We start from the raw sequence: 24,277 nt of genomic DNA on the forward strand, positions 1-24,277 counted from the left end.
TCTAGGCGCCGTTTTGGCGAACGAATTTCTTTTGCCTGTTAGAAGGTGAAGAACGATGCATACGGAAAGTGTGACGACGCCCTTTGGGCGGCGGCCGGTGACGCTTGCCCTTGTCAGGCGGCAACAGGCGGCCTGCGAAATACCGACAAGCAAATCTGCCGACAAGTGGAAGGTCTTCCGCGATGCGTGTGCAGCAATGGAACTTTTGGGGCTGCAGTCGAATAGCCTGTCTGTCCTCGACGCGCTGTTGAGCTTCTTCCCCGAGAAGGACCTGCGCGGGGACGCGCAGTTGGTGGTTTTCCCATCGAACATCCAATTGTCGCTACGCGCGCACAGCATGCCTGGATCGACCCTGCGGCGCCATCTGGGTGCACTGGTCGATGCCGGCCTGATCATCCGCAAGGACAGCGCCAACGGCAAACGCTTTGCACGCAAGGGTGCGGATGGGGATGTTGAAAGCGCGTTCGGCTTCGATCTTTCTCCTATGCTCGCCCGTGCTGAAGAACTCGCACTGCTGGCTCAGCAGGTGATCGCGACGCGTGCAGAGTTCAGGAAAGCCAAGGAGAAGCTCACGATTTGCCGACGGGACACCCGCAAGCTTATTTCGGCGGCCATCGAAGAGGGTGTCGATGGCGATTGGCAGTCAATCGAGAACATCTATGTCGGGCTGGTGAGCGCCATCCCGAGGACGCCGTCGTTGGCTGACGTAGCAGAAGCTCTCGAAAGCATGGAAATGCTGAAGGAAGAAATCCTCAATCGGTTGGAAACAAATACAAAAGCACAAAATAATAGCACCAATGATGCCCAAAATGGGCGTCACATACAGAATTCAAATCCCGAATCCACAATTGTATTTGAACCTAGCTCTAGAAGAGAGCAGGGTGAAAACTTGAGCAAGACAGGAAGGCCGAGGGAGCCGCTGAAGGCATTCCCGCTTTCCGTTGTCCTGAAGGCCTGCCCACAAATCCCTGACTACGGGCCCGGTGGAGCCATCGGGAATTGGCGCGATCTCATGTCGGCGGCGGTGGTAATCCGCTCCATGCTTGGCGTAAGCCCCTCTGCTTATCAGGAGGCCTGCGAGGTCATGGGTCCGGAAAATGCCGCAGTGGCCATGGCCTGCATTTTTGAACGGGCAAACCTGATCAATTCCGCCGGCGGCTATTTGCGCGACCTCACGAGACGCGCCGAGCAGTTGGAATTTTCGCTCGGGCCAATGATCATGGCGCTTTTAAAGGCGAACGCAGGCGGACAACTGAAGACGGGATGACGCGACTGGCCGCGGCTTGTCACCGCACCGAGCAATCCTGCAGCCTCACTTGACTTCTTCCTGGCCGAGTTCGTCATAGACATTGGTCGATGACCTGGCTCAGGTGCACGGGCAGCGCCTGCTTTTGCATTGCTTTTGTCCCGGCGCGCCACGTTCGATAAAATTCGACGAGAGCAGTTTAGGAGTGATTTTGTTTTATGCCTTATGCGCGTTGGATGGTCGGATGAAGGGGATTAAATTATGGCAGGACCAACACTTGCATTCGGCAGGCATTCAAGTGGCGAGTTTTTGCATATCTCTCAGGCTGCGAACGGCAGCAGTTGCTGCTGTACTTGCCCCCAATGTGATCTGCCCCTTGTTGCCCGCACCGAACACGTGACACCGCATTTTGCCCACCGGTCGGACGCGGCAAACGCTACAGCAGGTTGCGGAACGACAGGTCAGATGACCGCCCTTCACACTTTTGCCAGAGACCTGTTCCTTGACGGCGGTCGCGTTCAGCTTCCCTCTGTATCGCAGGAGGGACATTGTTTGCTCAATCCGGTGGAGGTCGAATTGACTGATGTCAGAACCGAGCAGCGCTTCGACGGATACCAGCCTGATGTTATCTTCACAGCCTTGGACAGGCCTCTTCTCATGGAGATCGCCGTTAAGCATCCAGTTCCTTTTTTAAAGGCCGGCTTGATCCGGCGCCAGCGGGTTGAAGCTTTCGAAATCGCCATCAAACCAGGTTCTGTCCCTGGCACTATGCCCCTTGTGGCAGTAGAGAACCACGTCAGACGCGTAGCGCCACGAAGATGGATCTTTAATGAGGTGCTGGAACGTCATTTGCAGGCTCTTTACCACCTTGATGGTGTGCAGGCGCGTGGCGCGCTGACATCGCAGAAATCAAAGAACTTGGTCAGGCTCTACGATCGGTTGTCCGAATTGCCCAAAACGCCCGTCCCTGCCCTTGCCGCAAAGAAGGAATTGCTCTCTGAGTGGTTGAGCGACGCCCACCCATCGTTCGAAGGTTATTTTCGAACGTCCTCCCTTGATTGGCGCACCTTCGTTTTGCTCGAGCTGGGTGGTCTCGGGCTTCCGTTGCGCCGCATTGTCAGGAGCCTCAAAGCCGCGCAGCATCTGCATCTCGAACTGACAGATTTTGATTGTTCCGAGCCTGAAGCAGCTGAAGCGGGTCTGCCTGCGTTCGGGGTCGAGGCGTGTGTGTTTACCTTCTTGTCTGAGCTGGAACAACGTGGCGCTGTGGTTTGTCTTGGCGGAATCTGGCGTCTGCTTGTGGAACTGCCCCGGCAACAGGCGCAGCCATTTGGGCCCGTCGCTCAACGCCCGACGCGAGCCGAACTTGTCGCCAAGCGCCGCAACGAGGTGAAAGCAACTCTTCAGCGGATCGTAGCAAAGCTGGACGCCGCAGACAGGGATGAGTTTGAAAGTGACATCAAGGAATGGTGGACATGTCCGCTGTTTGGTCGTTCGACGCCCCTCGATATTATTTCTGTCGGAAATTATCAGTGGGAGCGGTTGAAGAAGCAACTTGCCGCAATCGAGAACGCGCTTAACTCGGATACACCCGATCTTGGCGAGCCACTCGGTCTTCCGATGAGCGCTGCAATCGCAGCTCACGCGGCGCGGGCGGCGATCCTCGAAACGGAAAGGGGACTTCGTCGGTGTGAAGGACTTCGCGCGAAAGCTTTACAGAAATTTGACGCGGAGGTCGCTGAGATCTGGCTCGCGACAAGACCATTTCAAAAAGGGCAATCTCCCCTTGAGCATGCGATGGCATCGGACAGCGGTTTGAAAACCTCGCTTGAGGCGCTGGAGCGACGGTTCGTGCATCGGGGTTCAATCCCTGTGATCCGGGAAGATTTTCAGGTTTGGGTGACGAAAAAATTTGGTAACAGGGGTCTTCGCTTCATCCACAGACGAAATGACGGGCTTCCTGACCGACGAACGCCCTTGCAATGCTGTTACGACGAAGTCAGCCTAGCCGGAATGCGAGAGCTGACACTGCGGGCCGCGCCATTTACCTGACACGTCCATTCGTCAGGAAATGCGGTCCAATCTCAGGACCACTGATAGGACGTGCTGACCGCAGGTGCTCTCCATGTGACGATGGCAGACACATGGGCTTCCCTGTTTCGGAACAACCGACCTCGTCGTTGACCGCGGTCAACGATAGTAACTCGTTGATTTTCAAAGATAGTTTTGGACGGATCTTTGGTGTTATTTCTCTCTGATCGACCGTTTAAGCGCTATTGCACCGACAAAGCGCGTGCCAATTCAAAGCCGACCTGAAGCAAACTTTGATACATGGGCATGCTGCGTGTAACTGAAAGAACTGTCGTTGACCGCGGTCAACGGACGTAACTTACTGTTCGACATAGCTTTTTCGGCGGTGTCGGCATGGAGTCCGGTTGCCTTAGAACCGGAGTTTTGAAGCCATCGCTACAGGCGCTTTCAATTACCGCGCACATGGACCGTCAAGCGCCCTCCCCGGTTCAGAGTGTTTTCGCAGGTTGGACGGCTCTATTCGTGACGCAGCAAGATCCTCGGGCATAATTGCTCTTGTCGGCGTCTCCGCCGGCTCGAGACCTCGCGAATCTTGCGATGAAATTCAAAACGACACCAGACTTTGAAAAAAGGGCAGGGGGCCAACTTGGGCGAGGAGAATGGAATTCGCAACCCGCTCGGCTTTTCCGGGGTCGACACCATGACGTCCCTCCGAAGATAGAATCACCGGCTGCAGATCTGCAGATTGCCACACCGTTTTGAGATGATCATTTTCCTCATGTTCGAAACCACGGAGGGAGAAATGCGAATCTTGACGGTCCCGCGTGATCAACATCAATCAGATGAACTGGCACAGATGCATCGACTTCGCGTGATCGGTTTTCGAGACCGCCTCGAACGGGGTGTCACAACCAGCGAGTCGGGCGAGTTTGACCAACGCGACCAATTGGACCCCACGAACATCCGCGCGGTGGCCAACGACAACCGCGTAGTCGTCTGCGCGCGTCGGCTTCCCGCAGTCGGCCGGACCATGTTGCAGCGGGCATTGCCGCAGCTTTTAGCGAGCGGCTCATTCAATGCGACCTACAGGATGATCGAGAGTTTTTGCGTCTGCATCGACACGAGCTTTCCGGGTAGGGGAGGGGGCCAGTTCCATCTCCATAGCACTGACCGTGTTCGCTTTCATCATCGAGTTGTCGATGGCGAATGGCTACGATCAGATTGTCACGGCAAAAGATCTAGACTTCGAATGCACCCGGAACCGGCCCCGTTGGCCGATAACACGGCTAGGAGAGCCGGTCGAGATCGTCAATACGATTGCGATCTCCGGCACTCTTCCTATCGATCAAGCGAGTTTCGAACAGGTCTGCCCGCGGGGCTATCGTTCGATCACTTCCGGCAATGGCGTGGACCCTGCCGGCGCCATAACTTCCGCAGTAGTCCCGCCACGTATGACAAACCTAACGGCGCGTCCCACTTAGGCGCAGGCAAGGACGAAGAGAGATGAATGACACGGTAAAAAGCGCTTGGCGACGTGCACCGAGACTTAATGAGTTTGCCGACTTCTTCGAGAGAACTGCAAGCGGGCTGGAGGGCGCGCCCGACTATGGCGCGCCGATCGCTTCAGCCGATCTCCTGCAATTTGATCTGGATTGCCTGACCTATGCAGACACGCACCGACGACTGTGGGGGGAATTTGAGCATCACTACTTTGCCAGCATCCCCTATCGGCTGGAGGAGGAGTGTCGTATTGCTGTTGCAGCATTCCGGTTTTGCTTAAACGTTTGGGCGCAAGAGCACCGGCCCGCGACACTCTACACCCTGGGAGCCGGCGCCGGTAGCCTTACGCGTTCGCTCGCGAAACTCGGCGATGGGCGCATCATCACGCTGAACTGCAGTCCGACCGTTGCGAACCGTGTGTGCTTTTACAAAAAGCGGGGCAGCGAGCACGCCCATTTCTTCGAGGGCCCTTTTTTCGAACTCGATGCTGATCGCATCGCAACTGATCGGGACCTCGAGCCATTTCGGCGAGGATTCGATGTACTTATCGAAGACACCACGTTCCAGATGTATGGAAGCGACAGGGATAATCAGACAAAATTTGTCGCCCGCTCGCTCAGGCCGACAGGGGTGCTGGTGCAGGTGCAGAAGCTCCGGCATCCGGATCCACTGATCTACGCAGAGCGTGAACGTCAAAAAGACGAGATGTTCAAATCGCTTTTTTTCTCACCGAGCCAGATTTCGGAAAAGAAACGTGAAATCCTCAACACAATGTTGGATTTTCAGGTCGACATGGCGACGACTGTTGCGGCGCTCGACCTGTCTTTTCGCTACAGCGTGGTGACCTGGAACAGCGGCAATTTTTACACGATCGTCTCGTCGAACTCTCGACGATCCATGATCGATTACGTTTCGTTGCTGTTGAGCCCTGCAATACCCGCTGACTTCTCTAACGAGCGACTGCCGCTGACGATTGTTGACGACGCCAAAGAGCCGCTCCCCACAAACTGGAAATGGCGCCCTCCTTGGTCAGTGAAGCCGATCATTGCTCCATTGCCTGTACCACGCGGAGATTGAACTCATGAGTGGCAGTTTCGGTGAACCTCGCTTTTCCGCCCCACAAATCAGACAGGCGCTGACCCTTCTTATGCCCGAACTCGAGGAATTCTGGCAACGTCCGCTCCTGAATTATGCATATGCGGTATATGACGATGTCCACCGGGGACACTGCTCTGTGCGTAACGATGCGATGGGGCGTTTGCAGACGCTAGTCCACAGTGTGGCAATTCGCGCAGGTGCTGACGAGGACCAAGCGCTGGATGCGGCCAGGCAGATATCAGAGGTGCCCGTATTACAAAGCGGACCACATAGTTTCCTGATTGTGGACCCGGAAGCGTTCTACACGCATCTGTTCAGCGCATTGGGCTTAAGTTCTCACAAACGCCGGTGGTACCTTTATTTTGGCTGCTCGACCGTCAAGTTTACGGAGAGCCCCGGAAAGGGGCCAGGTTGGCTGGATGCCGGTGGTGATCTCATCAATGTCTTTGGCTTGTCCAAGCGACGCATGGGATCAACCAACCTTTGCGGCCGCAACGGGCCATACCAATTCGACCTCTCACCCACCACCGCAACGGCTCGAAACCCATACGCCGCATTGCTGAGAACCGAGCTGCCCGACGCCACGTTCCCGACGGCGGCCGACGCGATCATCGCTGCCAATCAGGCTCTCTGGAAGAAGTCATTTCCGCTGTCACTGCAGTTACTACAGTTCAACGATGTGGATGTGGGAGACCTCGTTGCCGATCACTTCGAAGACCCGGACTCATGGCTATCGAGACGTTTCACGGCTGATGGTCAGGCTGCGGAGAAAATGCTGTCGACAATTGACACACTGAACGAGGGTCCGTGGGCAGGGTGGATCAGGCGAACAACTGACTTTTTCTGGGGACTCACGGACGGACGGATCGTGCCACTTCACCTCGACCGCGGCGTGCTGACCGGTTCAAGTTCGCACGCCTTCGGCATTCCGTTCACCCCTGAAGGCCTTGCGCAGTCGCTGCGCCAGCGCGAGCTGGTTCCGAATTTGCTGATGATGGCGCTCGTCACATCAATCCTCCCGGGCATTCGATTGCTCGGTGGTAGTCGGCAGACTGTCTACCACCCGCTGATGCGATACGTCGTTGCTTCCGCACTCGACGCAAACCACGACCGAGCGCTTTTGACTGCAATGCATGAGGACCGCCACGCCAGCATGTGGGGCCATCGCATTCTCCGTCCACCAAACGCCTCTCCGCTTCAAGAAACGGAAGAGGTCGGACATTGGTTGGCCGTCGCCGCGGCCTATGGTGAGCAGCCACTGGAAGTGGCGGCAGGCGATCTTGGTTTCTTCACCGCCGATCCTATTTGGCGGGAGATGTACGGCCATCTCACAAGCCAAAGGATTACCACTGCATCACCGGAGTGGCGGTGGGCCTAGGCAAGATTCGAACGGAGAAGCCCCGATGGAAACACCCAGTTGGCAGATCCGCACAATCTCGCCAGGGGAGGTGGACGTGTTCCGCCAGATTCGACTGGAAGCATTGCAAAGCGAACCTGGTGCCTTCGCGAGCGTCTATGAGGATTGGGTAAGGCTCTCGGATGCGGAATGGCGTGAGCGCATCAATATCCCTATTTTCGTAGCATTCGCCGAAAGACGTCCTGTCGGATTGATGGCACTAAAGCAATTGCACCAACCCAAGATGATCCACCGAGCAACGATTACGATGGTGTACGTAAACAAGCGCTTTCGCTCTTCCGGTCTTGCAAACGCACTTTTGGACACGGCCATTAGATACGCTCAGCAACACGGGATAAGGCAGATCGAGCTGGGAGTGCGATCCGACCGTGCAGGGGCGATACGATTCTACAAGCGCGCCGGTTTCAGAGAAATTGGGACCGTCCCACAGGGATACATCGATGATGGACTTGAATTTGATGAAATCCTCATGGCCAAGTGGCTGGACGCAAAGACTTGACCGTAGTCACTTTCTTCAACAGACGATCAAAGATGTGTAGAACATAAGGTAACGGCTCCATCGTTCTAGATTGATCGAGGGGAGCGTGCCGCAATCGCATAGATTGCGGGGGTTTTGTGCGACGATGCCGCTAATTTGAGATCGCTGAACCCTCTGAGGCGCCGTACCTCATCGCCATCGATCATGATGCGGCTTAGCAACTTCATCTCCAGACGCTGCATTTTTGCCTGTTAGCAATGAAGACATAAGAGCGACAGGACACGTAGCCTGTCAGGTTGCTTTGTGAAAGACATCTGCTTCGGCTTGGGTCGTGAAGGTGAATGTGACCAATTCACTGTCATCATCCTGACGGATACCGATTGCAGTCACAATCAACCGAGCGATTTCATCCTGGGCTTCACTTCCCGAACGGTACGAGCTCACTGCTTTATCAATGGCTGGGCCAAATACCTCGCTGATGACACCAAGGCGCATATTGTATTTCATGATGATGTCCCGGTCCTCCATGATCGCTATCTGTTCGGCCTTCGGGATGCCGGCATTGTCCATTGCGGTTATCGTTGCATTCGTCGCAAGCTTGATGGGACCTTCTCCCAGCCATCGATCAACCATTTGGTGGAACTGGCGCATTCGCTCGGCAGGGATTGTTCTCTGTACAGTGATCGACATTTGGGTTCCTTGTCAGCTTCCCGCTATTGCTTGCGTTGAAGAAAGAAAACGGTGGCCAATGGGTGGACGAACAGTGGCAGGCCTGCCAGTAGCTTCTCGCCGGCGGTTTGACCATGAAAGATGTTTTCCGGAAGATCACCGATATGCAGGCGAGCGAGGTAATGCGTCTGTTCTATGATTTTTCCGCATGGCCCATGGCGAACAGTCAGTCACAGTCCGATCGGACCATTGGCATGTCAAATGAGATCACACAGATACATCGGGATGGCAAGGTGATGATCAGCGACCTCCTGAGCGGTCTCGTTACTTAACGCTTCGCACCCGAATTTGAACTCTCCCGAACCACTTTTTGAGGAAAGACCAGAATCCTCGCATAATGAGATGGCCTGGAGGCGTTCCAGCCTGGCCTAGTAGCTGGGCGTCTTGGTGATAAAGCGGAGATCCCTGTGACAGGAATGCGCCAACAGCGGTCGTAAGGCTACAGGTTTCCTGTTTCCTGTCTACGATAGCGTAATGCATGCAAAATTAATGAAAAGGCTGGCGTTGGTTGCCGACGGCTTGGGTAATAGAGATGGTAACCTGTGGCCGGAGGCGACCAGTCTGTAAGGACCTTTATCAGTCGGCCGCTTGCGATGTGCTCGCTAACTGCGTCTTCAGGCAAATACGCGAGGCCTACAGAAGCCAGAGTCAGGTCAAGTGCGAGGCTGATGGTGTTAAAAGCTGCCGGACCTTGCGGGCGCACTTTCAGTTCGCGACCGTCTTTTGCAAACGGCCACGACCACAGCCCTCCTGAAGTGGGCAAGCGCAGCCCGATGCAGGCGTGGTTCGGCAAGTCATGTGGTGTGAGCGGGACTGGTCGGCTTTCAAAATACGTTGGCGAGCCGACGACCGCCATCCCGAAATCTGGTCCGATCCGAACCGCGATCATGTCTTGGGCGACCTGCTCGCCGAGCCGAATGCCCATATCAAAGCGATCAGCCACGATATCGGTCAAACTGTAGTCGTTGATAATTTCAACGGTGATTTCAGGAAATTTGGGAAGCAGTTTCGCCAGTGCCGGAGCCAAGATCGTCTGAGACGCATGTTCCACGGATGTGATCCGTAGATTTCCTGCTGGACGATCTCGAAGTTCCCCTAAAGCCGCCAATCCGGCATCAATCCCGTCGAAGTGCGGACCGATGGTTTGCAGCAGCCGCTCTCCCGCTTCAGTCGTTGACACGCTACGCGTTGTTCGCGTCAACAACCGCACACCCAACCGATGCTCAAGTTCGCGAATTGTCTTGCTTAGCGCAGGCTGAGAGATGCCCATCTGGGCTGCGGCGCGGGTGAAACTTTGCTCTCTCGCTACGACCAGAAAGGACATGAGATCATCGACTGTCTGTCGAGCCATTTATATTCCAGAGTTATAAGAACGAGACGATCATAGCGCCTAATCGTATGGGTCCGCCAGTGATATCTTTGGGCAAGTCAGGAGCTGACGGAAAAATCAGAGGTGATCATGAACACAGACCAAGCATCAAAAGACCTCGAACGAGACCAATTCGTCGAGAACCGCCGTCAGTTTCTGAAAACGACTGCCCTTTTAAGCGCGGTTGCCGCCGCCCCTTTCTGGAGCGCGGAAAGAGCGCAGGCGCAAACCTCCACACGCAGTTCATCAGGAAGCACGACGATGAAGACACGGAAACTCGGAAACTTAGAAGTTTCGGAACTTGGGTTCGGTTGCATGAGCCTTAGCGGCAACTACAACGCTCCGGTAGCCAAATACCACGGCATTAAAACGATCCGCGCCGCATTTGATAATGGCGTGACTTTCTTTGACACGGCGGAAGTCTACGGCCCTTACATCAATGAAGAGCTTGTTGGGGAGGCCCTCCAGCCTATTCGTGATCAGGTTAAGATCGCGACGAAGTTCGGCTTTGCCATCGACGGAACAGTCGCGCTCGACAGTCGCCCAGAACGCATCAGGAGAGTGGTCGAGGAGTCACTGAAGCGGCTGCGCACCGACCATATCGACCTCTACTACCAGCACCGTGTCGATCCGAACGTGCCAATCGAAGACGTTGCCGGCACGGTGAAGGACCTCATCAAAGAAGGCAAAGTTCTTAGCTTCGGTCTTTCGGAGCCGAGCGTCAAAACCATCCGCCGTGCCCATGCGGTGCAGCCGCTTACCGCAATACAGAGCGAATATTCTCTGTGGACCCGGAACGTGGAGATCAACGGTGTTCTTGATACCTGTAACGAACTGGGTATCGGTTTCGTCCCATGGTCGCCAGTTGGGGCGGGCTTCCTGACAGGCAAGTATGATCTTAAAACCGAGTTCGATGTAAAGACGGATTTCCGCGCAGGCTTCCCGAGGTTCTCAAAGGAATTCATGCCGCTCAATATGCCGATCATCGATTGGCTGAAAGAGTACGCGGCAGCAAAGAGCGCGACCCCGTCACAGGTCGCCCTTGCATGGTTGATGGCGAAAAGCCCGAACATCGTTCCGATCCCAGGTACACGTCTCGAGACACATCTGCTAGAGAATCTCGGCGCGCAGGGAGTGGAACTCACTGCTGCGGACGTGCAGGCAATCGACACTTCGTTGTCAAAATTTCCGGTCTATGGCGACCGCATGGGTAAGGATCACATGCTGTCGATTGATTATTCAATCTAACTAGACCCTGGACAATCCGACCGATGATCCCATCGGTTGGATATAAATGTGGTGCGTTGATCATTTTACTTTGTCTCCTTCGGGCCCGAACGCGGACCACATCACGACACTCGTGGATGTCCGGTTTCGCCGTTCGGCACCCCATCATTGGACAGTCTACTTCCGGCCCCAAGTCGGCCTTTTCGGAAGTACCTAACGAGACGACTATCGTGCCGAAGACGGCAGCATCTGTGCGGGGATCACAAGGCAACAAGCGGGTAGCGTCTCTCTCCCGTGTCGGTAATCCGTTTAATCGTGAGCGATAGTTCGCTGCCAGCCAAGAAATTACCGCATCGGCATTTTCATCGGGCAGATGTACCGGATAAAAAACATGCTTGATGGTGCCGTCTTCGATTATCATTGTCAGCCTTTTGAGCAGGGTGAGCCCTCCTGCTTCAAAGGTCGGCAAGTTAAGAGCATTGGCCAGCGAAAGCGAACTGTCACAAAGCAATGGAAAAGGCAGATGGAGCCGGTCTGCGGCCTCTTTTTGATATTCAGTGGGCTGCGTTGAGAGTCCGAAAAGCCGACTCACCCCTAATCGCCTCAACTCGGCGAAATGATCTCGAAAAGCGCAAGATTGAGGCGTGCACCCTCTAGCTCCGGGTATTTCGTCCCATCCGTCAAATGCCCTGCCGTCCGGTGGACTTGTGCGTGGGTAGGCATAGACTACGGATAGACCCGGTCCTCTAAGGTCAACGGACGTACCATCGGTCGCACAAAGCAACACGCGCGGTACTTTCATCCCTAGCAAATCGTCCCCTGCGAAATCTTCCTGTGAGGTTTTCATATTCGGCCATCTACGATCAATTCAATGCCGGGTGTCTCCAATCACAAGGACCTGAAAAATTTTGCATTTCCACGATGCGTTATTGCCGAAGATCCAGCTCATAGACCTTGTCTTGGCGGCCAACCCAAAAGTTCGCCTTCGACAGGCAGATAGTGGAGAGTACCGCTGTAACGAGAAAAATCAGTCGACGATCGCAACATCCATGCAATCCTCCGCCCAAGCGGGCTTTCCTCAGAGTGCTTAGTTACTTCACGCCTGATAAAATCGATATTGCATCGCTTAATTAACGCGGATTCTTAAAGCGGAGACCCACTCCACCGCCATTTTCGTCTATGAATTCAATTCCTTCTCGTTCGAAGGCCTTCGTGATACTCGCAATATTGTTACTAATCGGAAGGTGAGCGCCTCTTTCGAAGTCTGCGACTGTTTGCCTTGAGACGCACGCGGCTTTCGCAAGCTCTCCCTGGCTCCAACCCAACATCGCCCGAGCTCCTCGGCATTGTTCCTTAGTTATTAGAGGTTGTGTGGCCAAGGCAAACTTTCTGATTGACTTCTATCATTCTGTAGGGAAAAGTGCAGCTTATCGATCGGGCAGGTGCGTCAACACCATACCCGACCTGACCACAATCAAGCTGTTAGGGAGCTCGGATCATGGCTGATTCCGACAATAGCAGAACTATGCCTTCTTTCGCGAGGGCAGATTTCAGCTCAGGTTCTCCATCTTATCTCCAGACCATTCCCATTGTGACCGATCCACCGTCGCAGAAGATTGCGCCTATCCAACCAAATAGGGCAGGGGACCGAAACGGGAAGGCCGTAGAACTCTAAATTCGAGCACCGTCACATTTATCCGGCGGGGTCAGAGCGTCCCGTCGTGTTTCCGATTCAACCATCTGACTGCTGAACCAAGCTGCAGCCTTTTCGCAGCATGGGTCCCGGCCGTCCAAATTCCAACGACAAAAAGGGAACTCGATGATCAATTTCACCAAAACAATTCGGCCAGGCACCGTCGCCACAGCCATTCTAGCAATTGCGCTCCTCGCCCAGCCCTCCACGCTGGCGAGTGCCCAGACGCAGTCCGACTTGCGCATCGCAACATCATACAAGCTGATGACGCTCGACCCACATTATGCAAACCTCAACGAAAACACATCGTTGCTGTCGAATATCTACGAGCGGCTCGTTTATCAGGATGAAAAACTCGCCTCAAAGCCGAGTCTCGCGGTTTCATGGTCAATGATCTCCGGCAACCGCTGGGAATTCAAGCTGCGTGACGGGGTCAGATTTCATGACGGCTCGCCGTTTACTGCGGAGGATGTTGTCTATTCCATCGAGCGTATCCGGAACTTCCTGCAATCACCCAGCGGCGGATACCGTTCCTACGTGAAAGATATCAAGTCCGTTGTAGCATCGGATCCCCTGACCGTCACCTTGGAAACGGATGGGCCAGTCCCCAATTTGCCTCTACTGATGTCTTCCGTCTTCATCATGCACAAGCCGGGGGAGGGGTTTCAGACAACGGAAGAACTCAATTCCGGGAGGGCGTCCGTAGGCACCGGCCCTTACAAGCTGGACGGCTGGAGTTCGGGCGAGACACTTCAACTGATACGAAACGATGACTATTGGGGCGGCCGTCCTGCATGGCCCACGGTCACCTTCAGGGTCATGGAAAGTCCTGCAGCCCGTGTCGCTGCTTTGTCTGCCGGTGATGTGGACGTGGCTGACTCGGTCCCGGCAAGGGACGTCAGTTCCCTGAAACAGCGTGGCGCCAGCATCGCCAGCATCAGTGCGGCTCGCATCAATTTTCTGCAGTTCGACGTCGAGAAGGAGAAAGTGTCGGGCGTAACTGACAAATCCGGCACCGCTATCCCCAACCCGTTTCGAGACGTAAGGGTAAGAAAGGCCCTGGCGCTTGCCACGGATCGCAGCGTGATCGCAGAGAAGATCCTCTCGGGTTACGGTACTGCCGCGTCACAGATGTTTCCCGAAGGCTTGCCTGGAACCTCCCCCAACCTGAAGGCAGAAGCGCCCGACTATGACGCCGCCAAAGCGCTGCTTTCAAAGGCGGGTTACCCTGAAGGCTTCAAAATCGTTCTAGCTGGCCCTGCCGGCCGCTCCCCGGAGACAGCGACAGTCTTCAGGCGGTGGCACAGAGCTGGGCGCGTATCGGCGTTTCTGTCCAGCCCCAAGCATCACCGTTTTCGGTGTTCAACACCAAACGCGCCGCCGGCGAATACGCCGCGTGGTACGGTGGGACCTCTGGTGAATCTGTGGACGTCATCCTGCAAGCACTGCTGGCTTCTCCGGATAAGGAGCGCGGTACCGGTGCGCTGAATTTTGGGCATTATCGCAACCCATCCTTTGATGCACTTCTTGCAAAGGCAGAGAGCATCGAAGAGGGCGAAGAGCGCAATGCTGCGCTTGCAGCGGCGACTGAACTTGCTCTCAAAGACCAGCCGATCATACCGCTCTATCACTTTCATCATATCGTCGGCTACGGCCCGAAAGTTGGATCATACGTGATGCACCCGCGCGGCTGGACAACTGCCATGCAGACCATCGCAGCGATGGAGTAAGCTGATGGGTCTGATCTTCGCCGTTTCGGCAAGGCTCTCACAGGCCGTGCTTCTCCTCCTCGCCATGTCGCTGATCGGCTTCATCGGCATCCACAGCATTGGTAATCCCGTTTTCAACGTGGTCAATATTGAAACTGCCACCCCTGAGGATATCAGGCGTGCGACGGCTGCGCTGGGGCTCGACCTGCCGATATGGCAACAATATGGATTGTTCCTGAAAAATGTCGTGAGCGGTAATTTCGGCACCTCCTATATCTACCACCAACCCGCATTTAAACTTGTTCTAGGCAAGCTGCCGGCAACGTTGGAGCTTGCATGTGCGGCGATGCTTCTGTCGGCGATCACCGGCGTCGGCCTCGGTCTCGTTGCCGGCAGAAGAAAGGGAACGGAGCTCGATCGGGCGGTCCTCAACGGCAGCGTCTTTGCTCTCAGCGTTCCCTCGTTCTGGCTCAGCATGATGTTGATCCTGACGGGTGCGGTCCTGACCGGCTGGTTCCCGTCGGGCGGCAGGGGGACGACGGCAAGTTTCGCGGGAACTGAATGGAGTTTTCTGACAGCAGACGGATTGCGGCACATGATCCTCCCGATGCTGGCGCTCGCCATTCCGAACATCGCGCTGATTGCCCGACTGACGAGATCAGGAACGATCGAGATAGAACAGCAGGAGTTCACGCGTTTTTGCAGGGCACGAGGCCTCTCACCAAGGCGGATACTGTTTGCTCACACCCTGCCGAACATCAGCGTGCCCCTTGTCACGATCATCGGCATGCAATTTGGCGGAATGCTCGCCTTTGCCGTCGTGGTTGAATCGATCTTTGCCTGGCCGGGGATTGGCAAGCTGCTGATCGATTCCATCCAGTTACTGGACCGGCCCGTAGTCATGGCGAGCCTGACCTTCACGGCCGTGAGCTTCGTAATGTTGAACGCGCTCGTCGATCTCTATTACGCGATCGTCGACCCACGCGTGCGCCTGTCGTCATAAGGAGGGATATATCCATGAAACCGCTTATTCTCCGGGCGCTCAGAATGCGCAGCGACTCGTCTGAACACCGCACGCTCCCTTATGCGTCTGCCCGCCTGTCGACGATTGCCCTCTGCTTCTTCGTTCTGGCAGCGCTCGCTGCACCACTAATTGCATTGCAGAACCCCTATGACCCGCTCCAGATTTTTGGGTGGGAGGCGTCGTCGGCGCCGGGCGCCGCGGGCAGCGGAGGCTACATTTACCTCCTCGGCACCGATGGACTGGGACGAGATATCTTCAGCACCATTCTCTATGGGCTGCGCATCAGTCTGGTCGTCTCGCTTACAAGCTCGGGTATTGCTGCACTCATCGGTCTTACGGCGGGGGTAAGCGCTGCGTATTTCGGGCGCTGGGTCGATGTCATGATCATGCGGATCGTTGACCTGCAGCTCAGCCTTCCCACAATTCTCGTTGCGCTGATTGCCATCGTCACGCTTGGACCGGGCGTAGACCGGATCATTCTTGCGCTGGTCATCGCGCAATGGGCAAGCTACGCGCGGCTGGTGCGGGGCGTCGCCCTCAGCGAAACGCAAAAACCGTATATGGACGCAGCACGGCTGATGCGTCTGCCGACCATCAGGGTCATATTCCGGCATCTACTGCCAAACAGTATCGCTCCGGCAGTCAGTCTGATTCCAATCGAAGTGGGCCACGCGGTGGCCCTTGAAGCAACATTGTCGTTTCTCGGTCTTGGCGTTCCCCTGGACAAACCGTCGCTCGGCTCCATGGTCGCAAACGGGTTTCAGTACCTTCTGACTGGCCAGTACTGGATCAGCCTGTTTCCCGGCCTTGCACTGTTCTGCCTGATCGCCGCCATCAACTTTACCGGCGAGGGGATTCGCCTGCGCCTCGACCCCAGGAGCAAGCCACGATGAACAGCTCTGCACCAGCATCCACGACACTTGTAACGGACATTAAAACCGTGCCGCTTCTTGAAATCAGCAATCTGAGCCTCCGCCATCTGTCCAAGTCTGGATCTTCGAAAATCCTGGATGATGTCAGCGTTACGCTCAGCCGTGGCGAGATCCTGGGAATCATCGGCGAGTCGGGCGCCGGAAAATCAACGATTGGAAACGCGATCCTTGGGCTGCTACCTCCTGAAATCGAGCAGGTGTCCGGAACGATCGTCATCGACGGGAAACCCCTCGATCCACTCGACAGACAGAGCGACCTGGCCCGGCGCCGGCGGGTTTCGGCGGTGTTTCAGGACCACACCGCTTCCCTCGATCCGCTGATGAGCGTCGGTGCCCAGATCACCGAGACGGTTCGAGCCCATAACCCGGACCTGGCCATAGGTGATGCCCGTATGCGTTCGCTGGACCTTCTCGGCCGGGTTGGCATTCCCGACCCGGAGCGTCGCTACGGTCACTTCCCGCACCAGTTTTCCGGCGGGCAGAGACAGCGGGCAGTGATCGCCATGGCGCTGGCCGGATCGCCAGATTTCATTATTGCGGATGAGCCGACCTCGGCACTGGATGCAACGGTGCAGAAGCAAATTCTCACCCTGTTGCGCACCCTCGTTAATGAAACGGGCGTTTCAGTCATTCTTGTCACCCATGACATGGGTGTCGTCGCGGAAGTGACTGATCGCGTACTGGTCATGCGCAACGGAAAGGTCGTTGAGGAAAACGACACCGCCAGTGTGATCAACAAACCTGCCGAGGAGTATACACGTGACCTTCTCGCCGCGGTTCCCCGCCTACGTCTGAGGACCGAGGATGCTGCCGAAAACAGCGACAACGGCCAACGAGGGGGAAAATCGGGTCCCGCTTCAAGGGATGCTTCCAATCCATCTCTTGTGGTCGAAGGCATTGAAAAGACTTTCGTTGCAAGGGGACTGTCCTCGTTGATCGGCAGAGGGCGTGGCTCTTCACGATACGCGTTGAGCGAGATCAGCCTGACGCTACCTCGTGGCGAGATCACCGGCATAGTAGGGGAAAGTGGCAGCGGGAAAACGACGCTCGGCCGGATCGTCGCGGGGCTGGAAACAGCCTCAAAAGGGACGATGCTGCTGGAAGGCCGTCCCTACGACGTGACACAATCGGGGCAGCGCAATGGCCTGCTCGGACAGGTGCAGATGATTTTTCAGGATCCAGCTGTTTCGTTAAACCCGACGATGCGCATAGGCGAAACCCTGCGCGAAAGCCTTCGCTTCGGCGCAGGTGCCAGAGACGACAGCAAGACGCTCTTACTCGACGCCATGATGGAACGGCTTGGGCTTTCGCTGGGCCTGCTGGCCCGGTATCCGCATCAGCTCTCCGGCGGGCAGAAACAGCGCGTCTGCATTGCAAGGGCTCTTCTGGCTCGTCCGCGAGTTATCGTCGCTGACGAGCCGACCTCGGCACTTGATGTCTCGGTGCAGGCCCAGATCATCGAACTGCTCAGGGAGACCGTTCAGAGCCAGAACCTTTCGATGCTGTTTATCTCGCATGATCTGGCGGTCGTGCAACAGCTCTGCCGATCGGTTTTCATCTTGAGGGACGGCAAGATCGAGGACAGCGGCCCTTGTGACGACGTCTTCTCGAATTCGCGAAATCCATACACGCGGAGTCTCATCGACGCACGTCCACAAAGGTTCACGCACTGAGCATCTCCGCGGAACACCCCCGTTCCACTTCCGGTACCGCGGCTCCGCAAGCGCCGTTGTTGCGGTTGTCAACCAATACGCCGTCCCGTGGGCGGTCAGCACAGGGCAAAAGCATATGACAGGACGATTTACCTTGGCCGTGACAGGCCAGTCTCTCATCAAGCACGACATTCGGGATATCGACGTCGCGGAATTCAGGGCGGTCCAGAATATTCTCCGAAAAGCAGATCTTTCGTTTACAAATTTTGAGGGCACCATTCTTGGAGATCATGGCGGCTGGCCACTGAAAGGTTCGTTTTTCGGATGCAGCCGGCCAATCGTGCTTGATGCTCTGGCCGAGATGGGTTTCGGCGCACTGTCGCTATCCAACAACCACGCGTTTGACCTTGGTCCGTCAGGGGTTCTGGCAACGTTGGACGAAGTGGAACGACGTCGGATGCTGCGTGCAGGGATCGGACGGGACCACCGGCACGCAAGCCAAGCGGGCAGGGGAGTGGTTGGCACAAACTGCATAGCGATGGTTGCCATGGATGGGGGTCCAGGGCCTGATCTCATGTATGCAGCTGACGGCGACGAACATCGCCCCGCGCGTCCCGGCATCAACCGTCTCAAACTTTCTCAGCTCATTGAGGTGGACGATCGCGCCTTTGAAGAACTGAGCGCGATCCGGGACAAGGTCGGATATACTGCAATCGATCTTTCCAATGACAGTCAGCCGAACGACCCGCCATTCGTGGATCCCATTGACGAACTGGCGCTCGGCCGGACAATCTTCAAGCGCGCAGGTCGATTTGGCCGCAATGTGCGCATCGACGAGCGCGACATGGAGCGAAACCTCCAGGAAATCGCGTCAGCCGCGAGCGAGGGATACTTGGTCGTCTCCTATCTTCATCATCATCATTGGGCGTCCGACTGGTACAAGGTTCCTGAGTGGGTTGGCTCCATCGCACGCCGCTGTATCGACGCAGGGGCAGCAATGTTCCTGAGCCACGGCGCGCCGGTGCTTCAGCCACTGGAGATTTATAACGGACGGCCGATTTTCTACAGCCTCGGCAATTTCATATTCCATGTTCCTTCCAAATCAACCTGGCATTCACCGGAAGTCTGGGAGAGTGTGATTGGTGTGTGCAGCTTTGGGGCCCACAACCGACTGGTAGAGATCGAATTCCACCCCGTTGTCATCGGTGGCGAGGAGGGTTTGAGCCATTCAAGACTGGAGGAGCGACTGGCGCCCCATATTGCGACCGACGGTAGAGCAAACCGAATTCTCACGCGGTTTCAGGCGCAGTCGGCCGAGCTGGGAACACAAATCCAGATCGAAAACGACGTCGGTATCCTTCGGCTCTGAGTTCCGGACCACCTGATATGAGGCAGGACGAAATCCTTCACGCCCTCGTGTCAAACCAACGAACTGACATCGCCTAACCAAAACCATATCCAGATAAAGAGCGGAGCACAGATCCATGGAAACGACGGCAAGAGACGATACCGGGTTACGCGACGAGCTTCTCGAAAGGTTCTTTCGGTATGTCGGCATCGAAAGTCAGAGCAATGCGGCAGCGGCCGAATTGCCCTCGACGCCGGGACAACTGAAACTTGCCTTGTTGCTGGCACAGGAACTTCAGGAGCTCGGCATTGAAGACGTACTTGTCGACGAAAATGCAATCGTCACGGCGGTAAGGCGCGGCTCAAATCCGAATGCCCCGCGCATCGGCTTTATTGCCCACCTCGATACGGTCGATGTTGGGCTATCCGCTAATATCAAGCCGCAGATCAAGCGTTTTGAAGGGCGCGATTTATGCCTGAACGAGGACCGGCACATCTGGCTGCGGGTGGCTGACCATCCGGAGATAGAATCCTGGAGGGGAGGAGACGTCATCGTGAGCGACGGAACAAGTGTGCTTGGCGCCGACAACAAGGCGGCAATCTCGGTGATCATGACCCTTCTGGCACGATTTGAGAACGACGCTCCGACCGGTGATATTGCCGTTGCCTTCGTGCCTGACGAGGAGATCGGGCCTGCGAGGAGCAAAGGCGCTCGACCTTGCGCGCTTCCCTTGCGATTTCGCCTACACCATTGATTGCTGTGAGCAGGGTGAGGTCGTCGTCGAAAATTTCAACGCGGCATCTGCCGAGATTATTTTCACAGGCGTCAGCGCCCATCCAATGTCGGCCAAGGGCGTCCTCGTAAATCCTCTTTTGATGGCGATTGATTTCATCTCCCATTTCGATCGTAGGGATACACCTGAGCACACCGCGGGCAGGGAAGGGTATTTCTGGTTCAGGGATCTCAGCGCCAGCGACAGTGAGGCACGGCTAAAAGTCATGATCCGCGACTTCGACCGGAACAGCTTTGAAGAGCGCAAGAAGCGAATTGGCGTAGTGGCGGCACTCGTTGCCGCACAATACCCGACAGGCGCAGTTCGCAGCTCCGTTCTGGACACATATGACAATATCGCCGACCATCTTGCCGCCGATTCCCGCGCCGCTGACCTGCTGTTCAGCGCTCTTGACGAGCTCGGCATAAAAAAGAAGATCGTCCCGATGCGGGGCGGGACTGATGGTGCAGCGTTGTCCGCTCGCGGCATCCCGACGCCGAACTTTTTCACGGGCGCCTATAACTTCCATTCGCGCTTCGAATTCCTTCCTGTCTCCGCATTCGTGAAATCCTACGAGACAGCGCGGACAATCTGCAAACTGGCGGCACAGGGCGGCATCAACGTGCGGCGCTCAGCCGCAACATTTCTGAAAGCGGACTGAACTCATGCGATATTCTGCGCAAGCACCGGCCTCAGTCGTGATGATCCGGCCTCATAATTTTACGGTTAACACCGAGACGGCTGATGACAACAGTTTTCAAGCTGCGGGCGTCGATGTCTCGGACATCTCAAAAAAGGCTTATGCCGAGATAACCAACGCAGCCAAAACGCTCCGGCATCACGGTGTGACCGTCCATATGTTTGACGATAAGGGCAGTACAACACCTGACTCTGTCTTTCCAAACAACTGGTTCTCGACACATGCCGGCGGGTTTGTTGCCATTTATCCCATGCGGGCAAAAAATCGCAGAAAAGAGCGACGGGTCGATGTTATCGAAATGCTGAAATCGAAATACCGGGTGCAGCAGGTTGTCGACTACTCCGGGCTGGAACCTGATGGACTTTTTCTCGAAGGAACGGGTGCGATGGTCCTCGACCACATTGACAGGGTCGCATACGCGGCTCGCTCGGATCGAACAAATCCTGTTGCGCTCGAGCGGTTCGCCACACAATTCGGCTTTGAGCCGATGGTTTTTGATGCGTGCGATGCGCAAGGAATGCCGGTCTACCATACAAATGTATTGATGTGCATCGGAACCGATTTCGCCATGATCGGGAGCGGTATGATACGCGACATCTCCCGTCGTGAAGAGATTCTGGCCCGCTTGCATAGGTCAGGGCGGGAGGTCATTGAACTGCGCGACGATCAGATTGGCAAATTTGCCGGCAATGCACTGGAACTTGAGGGGAGTAGTGGGCGCATTCTGGCAATGTCTACGACAGCTGTAGCATCGCTTGAACCTTCCCAGCGAGAAGCGATCGAAGACTGCGTACGAATTGTTGCGCTTGATATACCCTCTATTGAGATGGCCGGAGGGTCGGTGCGTTGCACCTTGGCCGGCATTCACCTGATCCCCCGCAAAACCTAGGGTTTTCCAAGCCACGCCTACCCGTTGGCGGATGCGTTTGATGCACAGGAAAGGAAAGTAAAAGCGGCATGGCCTGCTGACGGCGAGCACTGCAGATCTGCAGATAGCCACGTCGCTTTCGAGATGCTCTTTCTTCGCACGGTGAAATCAAGCGGAGAAAGATATGCGGATCCTGACCGTTCCCCCTGATCAACACGCCCATCACAAAGATGAACTGGCGCAGATGCATCGACTTCGCGAAATGGTCTTCCGAGGTCGCCTCGAATGGGATGTCACAGTCACCGAGACAGGCGAATTTGACGAGTACGACCAGTTCGACCCCACCTATGTCCTTGCGGTGACAGACTATGGACGTGTGGTCGGATGCGCGCGCCTTCTGCCCGCACAAGGCCCGACTATGCTGGAGCTGACATTTCCGCAGCTCTTGAGGGATGGTTCGCTCAATGCGACGAGCGCGATGATCGAGAGTTCCCGCTTTTGCGTCGATACGACCTTGCCCGTGGGCAGGGGAGGGGGGCAGCTTCATCTTGCAACACTCACCATGTTCGCTGGGATCATCGAATGGTCGATGGCGAATGGCTACGACAAGATCGTCACCGCGACCGACCTTCGCTTCGAGCGCATCCTGAACCGGGCTGGCTGGCCGATGGCGCGTTTGGGTGAACCCGTTGCGATTGGCAATACCGTCGCCATCGCCGGCACACTTCCAGCGGATCAGGAAAGCTTCGAACAGGTTCGCCCTCCGAACTATCGATCTACTCTCTCTTATGGTGACAATCACTCGGCGAGGAGCGCGGCGTGAACCAGCTCCGTTCCCATCCCAGACTTGTCCGCAAACTCCAGGACGCACTTGGCGACAAGCTCTGCGTAGCGCTCGATGATGCGACAGTCGTCGAGATCATGCTCAACCCTGACGGCCGACTGTTCATTGAACGCCTCGGTCACGGTGTAGCCGAAGCCGGGGTCATGACGCCAGCGGCTGCGGAAGTCGTGATCGGCAGTGTCGCCCACGCATTGCAGTCGGAGGCAGATAACGAGCGCCCGATCATCTCCGGCGAACTGCCGATCGGTGGCCATCGCTTCGAGGGTCTGCTTCCGCCCATCGTATCCGGACCCGCCTTCACGATCCGCCGCCTCGCCTCGCGTCTCATCCCGCTTGACGACTATGTGACGTTGAATGTGATGACAAAGGCGCAGGCATCTACCATCCGCAGCGCGATCGATGCCCGCATGAACATCGTCATTTCCGGGGGCACTGGCTCCGGAAAAACCACGCTGGCTAACGCTATCATCGCCGAGATCGTCTTGAGCGCACCCGGCGATCGCATGGTCATCCTCGAAGATACCGCCGAAATCCAGTGCGCGGCTGAAAACGCGGTGTGCCTGCATACCAGCGATACGATCGATATGGCCCGCCTCCTGAAAAGCACCATGCGACTGCGGCCCGATCGCATTATCGTCGGAGAGGTCCGCGACGGCGCAGCGCTCACGCTCCTGAAAGCCTGGAACACCGGCCATCCGGGAGGCGTCACCACGATCCATTCCAACACCGCCATGTCGGCGCTGCGTCGGCTTGAGCAACTGACCGCCGAGGCCAGCCAGCAGCCGATGCAGGAGGTGATCGGTGAAGCGGTCGATCTCGTCGTCTCGATCGAGCGGACGGGGAAGGGGAGGCGGGTCCGCGAGGTGATCCACATCGAGGGATACCGCAACAGCCACTACCAGACCGAAAACTATGCCCATATCCACGAGGACAGCCATGTCGCGTAAAATCTCCATTCTTCTCACCGGCGCGATGCTTGTCGCCATTTCTATCGGCTTTAGCGATTCCGCATTCGCTTCCTCGGGCGGAGGCGGTCTTCCCTGGGAATCGCCGCTGCAACAGATCCAGCAATCGATCACAGGCCCTGTCGCCGGCTTCATCGCACTGGCCGCTGTCGCCATTGCTGGTGCCATGCTGATCTTCGGAGGTGAGCTGAATGATTTCGCGAGAAGGCTTTGCTATGTCGCACTCGTTGGCGGTGTCTTGCTCGGGGCCACACAGATCGTTGCCCTTTTCGGCGCGACCGGAGCCTCGATCGGGGAGGGTCACGCGCAGGCCGAGCAAGGAACTCCCGAACCGAGGATAGCGCCTACCACCGCGGGGGAAGAGACTCATGGCTGAGGCCGGATCTTCTCTGGCGCGCTCGCGTGTGCACAGGGCATTATCGCGTCCGAACCTGCTGATGGGCGCCGACCGCGAGCTTGTCCTGGTGACGGCGCTCGCCGCCGTCATCCTGATCTTCGTCGTCCTGACCTGGTATGCGGCGCTATTCGGCGCCGCGGTCTGGCTGGTCACGCTCGCAGCCCTTCGAGCGATGGCCAAGGCCGATCCGCTTATGCGAAGGGTCTATATCCGGCATATATCCTACAAGACGTTCTACCGCGCGACATCGTCGCCTTGGCGCAGGTATTGAGGGGTAC

General features: G+C 56.3%; 19 protein-coding genes and 5 pseudogenes. 20 read left to right on the top strand and 4 right to left on the bottom strand.

Annotated elements, in window-relative coordinates; genetic code table 11:
• The first annotated feature begins 55 nt into the window (after window positions 1-55).
• The 7 genes and pseudogenes from repC (at window position 56) to CRO62_RS00455 (ending at window position 7,791) form a co-directional block, all read left to right on the top strand.
• Window positions 56-1,267, top strand: a complete 1,212-nt coding sequence (gene repC / locus CRO62_RS00430; RefSeq protein ID WP_097098722.1) for a plasmid replication protein RepC — start codon at window positions 56-58, stop codon at window positions 1,265-1,267.
• 240 nt (window positions 1,268-1,507) lie between these two features.
• Complete coding sequence (locus CRO62_RS00435) at window positions 1,508-3,298, top strand: hypothetical protein (RefSeq protein WP_179784413.1); 1,791 nt, start codon at window positions 1,508-1,510, stop codon at window positions 3,296-3,298.
• An 835-nt stretch (window positions 3,299-4,133) separates the two neighbouring features.
• Window positions 4,134-4,343: pseudogene (locus CRO62_RS27405) on the top strand (acyl-homoserine-lactone synthase); the annotation flags it as partial.
• Window positions 4,344-4,476: 133 nt separating this feature from the next.
• Window positions 4,477-4,758, top strand: coding sequence for an acyl-homoserine-lactone synthase (locus tag CRO62_RS27410; protein ID WP_323455421.1), 282 nt, complete (start codon window positions 4,477-4,479; stop codon window positions 4,756-4,758).
• A 22-nt stretch (window positions 4,759-4,780) separates the two neighbouring features.
• Window positions 4,781-5,854, top strand: a complete 1,074-nt coding sequence (locus tag CRO62_RS00445; protein WP_097098724.1) for a class I SAM-dependent methyltransferase — start codon at window positions 4,781-4,783, stop codon at window positions 5,852-5,854.
• Between the two features lie 4 nt (window positions 5,855-5,858).
• The gene (locus CRO62_RS00450) at window positions 5,859-7,253 is read left to right on the top strand and encodes a hypothetical protein (RefSeq protein ID WP_097098725.1); all 1,395 of its coding nucleotides are present in this window, start codon (window positions 5,859-5,861) and stop codon (window positions 7,251-7,253) included.
• Window positions 7,254-7,278: 25 nt separating this feature from the next.
• Window positions 7,279-7,791 (top strand): GNAT family N-acetyltransferase, encoded by a 513-nt coding sequence (locus CRO62_RS00455; RefSeq protein WP_097098726.1) that lies wholly within the window; start codon window positions 7,279-7,281, stop codon window positions 7,789-7,791.
• A 270-nt stretch (window positions 7,792-8,061) separates the two neighbouring features.
• Here CRO62_RS00455 and CRO62_RS00460 read toward each other — a convergent pair whose 3' ends face one another.
• Window positions 8,062-8,460 carry a hypothetical protein gene (locus tag CRO62_RS00460; RefSeq protein ID WP_097098727.1) on the bottom strand — a complete coding sequence of 133 codons (399 nt, stop codon included), beginning with the start codon at window positions 8,458-8,460 and terminating at the stop codon, window positions 8,062-8,064.
• Window positions 8,461-8,480: 20 nt separating this feature from the next.
• Between CRO62_RS00460 and CRO62_RS00465 the strand changes: the two are divergent.
• A pseudogene (locus CRO62_RS00465) lies at window positions 8,481-8,765 on the top strand (enoyl-acyl carrier protein reductase FabMG); the annotation flags it as partial.
• 173 nt (window positions 8,766-8,938) lie between these two features.
• On the opposite strand, the gene CRO62_RS00470 reads toward CRO62_RS00465, so the two are convergent.
• Window positions 8,939-9,850, bottom strand: coding sequence for a LysR family transcriptional regulator (locus CRO62_RS00470; protein WP_097098728.1), 912 nt, complete (start codon window positions 9,848-9,850; stop codon window positions 8,939-8,941).
• Window positions 9,851-10,129: 279 nt separating this feature from the next.
• Between CRO62_RS00470 and CRO62_RS00475 the strand changes: the two genes are divergently transcribed.
• Window positions 10,130-11,116, top strand: coding sequence for an aldo/keto reductase (locus CRO62_RS00475; protein ID WP_210201843.1), 987 nt, complete (start codon window positions 10,130-10,132; stop codon window positions 11,114-11,116).
• Window positions 11,117-11,423: 307 nt separating this feature from the next.
• On the opposite strand, the pseudogene CRO62_RS27415 reads toward CRO62_RS00475, so the two are convergent.
• Window positions 11,424-11,942: pseudogene (locus CRO62_RS27415) on the bottom strand (peroxiredoxin); the annotation flags it as partial.
• A 283-nt stretch (window positions 11,943-12,225) separates the two neighbouring features.
• Complete coding sequence (locus CRO62_RS00485; RefSeq protein WP_097098730.1) at window positions 12,226-12,423, bottom strand: helix-turn-helix transcriptional regulator; 198 nt, start codon at window positions 12,421-12,423, stop codon at window positions 12,226-12,228.
• 491 nt (window positions 12,424-12,914) lie between these two features.
• Here CRO62_RS00485 and CRO62_RS00490 point away from each other — a divergent pair.
• The 11 genes and pseudogenes from CRO62_RS00490 to CRO62_RS00540 all read left to right on the top strand — a co-directional run bounded on the left by CRO62_RS00490 (window position 12,915) and on the right by CRO62_RS00540 (window position 24,270).
• A pseudogene (locus tag CRO62_RS00490) lies at window positions 12,915-14,518 on the top strand (ABC transporter substrate-binding protein).
• 4 nt (window positions 14,519-14,522) lie between these two features.
• The gene (locus CRO62_RS00495) at window positions 14,523-15,500 is read left to right on the top strand and encodes an ABC transporter permease (protein WP_097098731.1); all 978 of its coding nucleotides are present in this window, start codon (window positions 14,523-14,525) and stop codon (window positions 15,498-15,500) included.
• A gap of 14 nt (window positions 15,501-15,514) precedes the next feature.
• A complete protein-coding gene (locus tag CRO62_RS00500) occupies window positions 15,515-16,414 on the top strand; it encodes an ABC transporter permease (RefSeq protein WP_097098732.1) in 900 nt (299 codons plus the stop codon).
• The gene (locus CRO62_RS00505; RefSeq protein ID WP_097098733.1) at window positions 16,411-18,126 is read left to right on the top strand and encodes a dipeptide ABC transporter ATP-binding protein; all 1,716 of its coding nucleotides are present in this window, start codon (window positions 16,411-16,413) and stop codon (window positions 18,124-18,126) included. The genes CRO62_RS00500 and CRO62_RS00505 overlap by 4 nt, the downstream gene beginning before the upstream one ends.
• A 115-nt stretch (window positions 18,127-18,241) precedes the next feature.
• Window positions 18,242-19,474 (top strand): CapA family protein, encoded by a 1,233-nt coding sequence (locus tag CRO62_RS00510; protein WP_097098734.1) that lies wholly within the window; start codon window positions 18,242-18,244, stop codon window positions 19,472-19,474.
• A gap of 115 nt (window positions 19,475-19,589) precedes the next feature.
• Window positions 19,590-20,886 (top strand): annotated as a pseudogene (gene pepT / locus CRO62_RS00515) (peptidase T).
• A 4-nt stretch (window positions 20,887-20,890) separates the two neighbouring features.
• On the top strand, window positions 20,891-21,814 hold the full coding sequence (gene ctlX / locus CRO62_RS00520; protein ID WP_097098735.1) for a citrulline utilization hydrolase CtlX: 924 nt from the start codon (window positions 20,891-20,893) through the stop codon (window positions 21,812-21,814).
• A 163-nt stretch (window positions 21,815-21,977) separates the two neighbouring features.
• A complete protein-coding gene (gene traI, locus CRO62_RS00525) occupies window positions 21,978-22,616 on the top strand; it encodes an acyl-homoserine-lactone synthase TraI (RefSeq protein ID WP_097098736.1) in 639 nt (212 codons plus the stop codon).
• Complete coding sequence (trbB, locus tag CRO62_RS00530; RefSeq protein WP_097098737.1) at window positions 22,613-23,584, top strand: P-type conjugative transfer ATPase TrbB; 972 nt, start codon at window positions 22,613-22,615, stop codon at window positions 23,582-23,584. The genes traI and trbB overlap by 4 nt, the downstream gene beginning before the upstream one ends.
• Window positions 23,574-23,978 carry a conjugal transfer pilin TrbC gene (trbC, locus tag CRO62_RS00535; protein ID WP_097098738.1) on the top strand — a complete coding sequence of 135 codons (405 nt, stop codon included), beginning with the start codon at window positions 23,574-23,576 and terminating at the stop codon, window positions 23,976-23,978. Before trbB ends, trbC begins: the two co-directional genes overlap by 11 nt.
• Window positions 23,971-24,270: a conjugal transfer protein TrbD gene (locus CRO62_RS00540; RefSeq protein ID WP_097098739.1), complete on the top strand. Its 300-nt coding sequence runs from the start codon at window positions 23,971-23,973 to the stop codon at window positions 24,268-24,270. The genes trbC and CRO62_RS00540 overlap by 8 nt, the downstream gene beginning before the upstream one ends.
• Window positions 24,271-24,277: the final 7 nt, after the last annotated feature.

The sequence above is a fragment of the Rhizobium sp. AN6A genome (genome assembly GCF_900215635.1).
Taxonomy (GTDB): Bacteria; Pseudomonadota; Alphaproteobacteria; order Rhizobiales; family Rhizobiaceae; genus Agrobacterium; species Agrobacterium tumefaciens.

What these genes read in the sequence shown, in the direction of transcription:
- CRO62_RS00475 (WP_210201843.1), top strand. Translation starts at nt 10,130, where the DNA reads ATGAAGACACGGAAACTCGGAAACTTAGAAGTTTCGGAACTTGGGTTC.
- trbC (WP_097098738.1), top strand. Translation starts at nt 23,574, where the DNA reads ATGTCGCGTAAAATCTCCATTCTTCTCACCGGCGCGATGCTTGTCGCC.
- CRO62_RS00460 (WP_097098727.1), bottom strand. Translation starts at nt 8,460, where the DNA reads ATGTCGATCACTGTACAGAGAACAATCCCTGCCGAGCGAATGCGCCAG.
- CRO62_RS00510 (WP_097098734.1), top strand. Translation starts at nt 18,242, where the DNA reads ATGACAGGACGATTTACCTTGGCCGTGACAGGCCAGTCTCTCATCAAG.
- CRO62_RS27410 (WP_323455421.1), top strand. Translation starts at nt 4,477, where the DNA reads ATGGCGAATGGCTACGATCAGATTGTCACGGCAAAAGATCTAGACTTC.
- CRO62_RS00505 (WP_097098733.1), top strand. Translation starts at nt 16,411, where the DNA reads ATGAACAGCTCTGCACCAGCATCCACGACACTTGTAACGGACATTAAA.
- CRO62_RS00540 (WP_097098739.1), top strand. Translation starts at nt 23,971, where the DNA reads ATGGCTGAGGCCGGATCTTCTCTGGCGCGCTCGCGTGTGCACAGGGCA.
- CRO62_RS00485 (WP_097098730.1), bottom strand. Translation starts at nt 12,423, where the DNA reads ATGTTGGGTTGGAGCCAGGGAGAGCTTGCGAAAGCCGCGTGCGTCTCA.
- CRO62_RS00445 (WP_097098724.1), top strand. Translation starts at nt 4,781, where the DNA reads ATGAATGACACGGTAAAAAGCGCTTGGCGACGTGCACCGAGACTTAAT.
- traI (WP_097098736.1), top strand. Translation starts at nt 21,978, where the DNA reads ATGCGGATCCTGACCGTTCCCCCTGATCAACACGCCCATCACAAAGAT.
- CRO62_RS00455 (WP_097098726.1), top strand. Translation starts at nt 7,279, where the DNA reads ATGGAAACACCCAGTTGGCAGATCCGCACAATCTCGCCAGGGGAGGTG.
- ctlX (WP_097098735.1), top strand. Translation starts at nt 20,891, where the DNA reads ATGCGATATTCTGCGCAAGCACCGGCCTCAGTCGTGATGATCCGGCCT.
- CRO62_RS00470 (WP_097098728.1), bottom strand. Translation starts at nt 9,850, where the DNA reads ATGGCTCGACAGACAGTCGATGATCTCATGTCCTTTCTGGTCGTAGCG.
- CRO62_RS00495 (WP_097098731.1), top strand. Translation starts at nt 14,523, where the DNA reads ATGGGTCTGATCTTCGCCGTTTCGGCAAGGCTCTCACAGGCCGTGCTT.
- CRO62_RS00450 (WP_097098725.1), top strand. Translation starts at nt 5,859, where the DNA reads ATGAGTGGCAGTTTCGGTGAACCTCGCTTTTCCGCCCCACAAATCAGA.
- CRO62_RS00500 (WP_097098732.1), top strand. Translation starts at nt 15,515, where the DNA reads ATGAAACCGCTTATTCTCCGGGCGCTCAGAATGCGCAGCGACTCGTCT.
- CRO62_RS00435 (WP_179784413.1), top strand. Translation starts at nt 1,508, where the DNA reads ATGGCAGGACCAACACTTGCATTCGGCAGGCATTCAAGTGGCGAGTTT.
- repC (WP_097098722.1), top strand. Translation starts at nt 56, where the DNA reads ATGCATACGGAAAGTGTGACGACGCCCTTTGGGCGGCGGCCGGTGACG.